1 protein-coding gene is annotated in these 1276 nt (G+C 42.6%); it reads left to right on the forward strand.

Features of this window, described 5'->3' with window-relative positions; all coding sequences use genetic code 11:
- Nucleotides 1-106 precede the first annotated feature (106 nt).
- Nucleotides 107-1069 (forward strand): DHHA1 domain-containing protein, encoded by a 963-nt coding sequence (locus ACVA53_RS24915; protein ID WP_446506625.1) that lies wholly within the window; start codon nt 107-109, stop codon nt 1067-1069.
- Nucleotides 1070-1276: the final 207 nt, after the last annotated feature.

Here is a 1276-nt window from a genome sequence, read left to right on the forward strand (position 1 = left end):
CTGATCGCTGATCGCTGATCGCTGATCGCTGATCGCTGATCGCTGATCGCTGATCGCTGATCGCTGATCGCTGATCGCTGATCGTATAAAATTCAAAAGGATTTTCATGTCCACCCATTACGACATATTCAATGGTGATGCTGACGGCATTATCGCTCTGCTTCAGCTGCGTTTAGCTGAGCCAAAAGAAAGTATATTAATCACTGGTGTGAAGCGCGATATTAAGCTGCTTAAGCAAGTTGAAGCTAAAGCTGGTGATAGTCTCACCGTATTAGATATTTCAATGGAAAAAAACAGTGAAGTCTTGCAACATATTCTAGACGCAGGCGCTCATGTTTTCTATGCTGATCATCATCGCGCAGGTGACATACCTGTTACCCAGTTGCTAGAATCTCATATTGATTTAGACGCTAATACTTGTACTAGCTTAATTGTTGATAGCCTACTAAATGGTCAATATCATTCGTGGGCAATTGCTGCAGTGTACGGTGATAACTTGATTGCGGTAGGTGACAAGTTAGCGGCGAAAGCAGGTCTTTCTCTCGGTGAGGCTTCCTTGTTGAAAGAGCTAGGCACACTGATTAATTACAACGGCTATGGTGCAACCATTGATGATTTGCATTTTTCGCCTGTAGATTTATACCTAAAGCTATTACCTTATAGCTCTCCATTCACCGTCATAGAAGACAGTGATTCGCCATACCATGCTTTGAAGTTAGGGTATGAGAGCGATATGGCTAATGCTCTTGCTCTTGAGCCTATTGCTAATGAGGCTGCGTGTACAGCATTCTCAATGCCAAACCTAGCATGGTCTAAGCGTATTAGCGGCGTATTCGGGAATGAGTTAGCCAACAAATCACCCAATAAAGCGCATATTGTCTTTACTGTAAATGCCGATGGTACTTATACGGTTTCGCTTCGTGCGCCACTGAACAATAAGCAAGGTGCTGGTGATATTTGTAGTCAATTCCCAACTGGCGGAGGCCGTGCAGCCGCTGCAGGTGTCAATGCGCTACCTGCTGTTATGCGTGATGAGTTTATTAAAGCGGTGAATGATTATTACAGTTGAGATTTTAGCTATCAGTAATTAGCTGTCAGCTTGAATCTATCAGACAGATTAAAGCATTGCTTCTTAAGTGTTAATAGTTGTACCTCTAGCTATTAACTCTTGTAATTCTGATATTAATTCTTTCAAGCTGTTACAGCTTACAGCTTACAGCTTACAGCTTACAGCTTACAGCTTACAGCTTACAGCTTACAGCTTACAGCTTACAGC

The sequence above is a fragment of the Photobacterium sp. DNB23_23_1 genome (assembly GCF_052873815.1).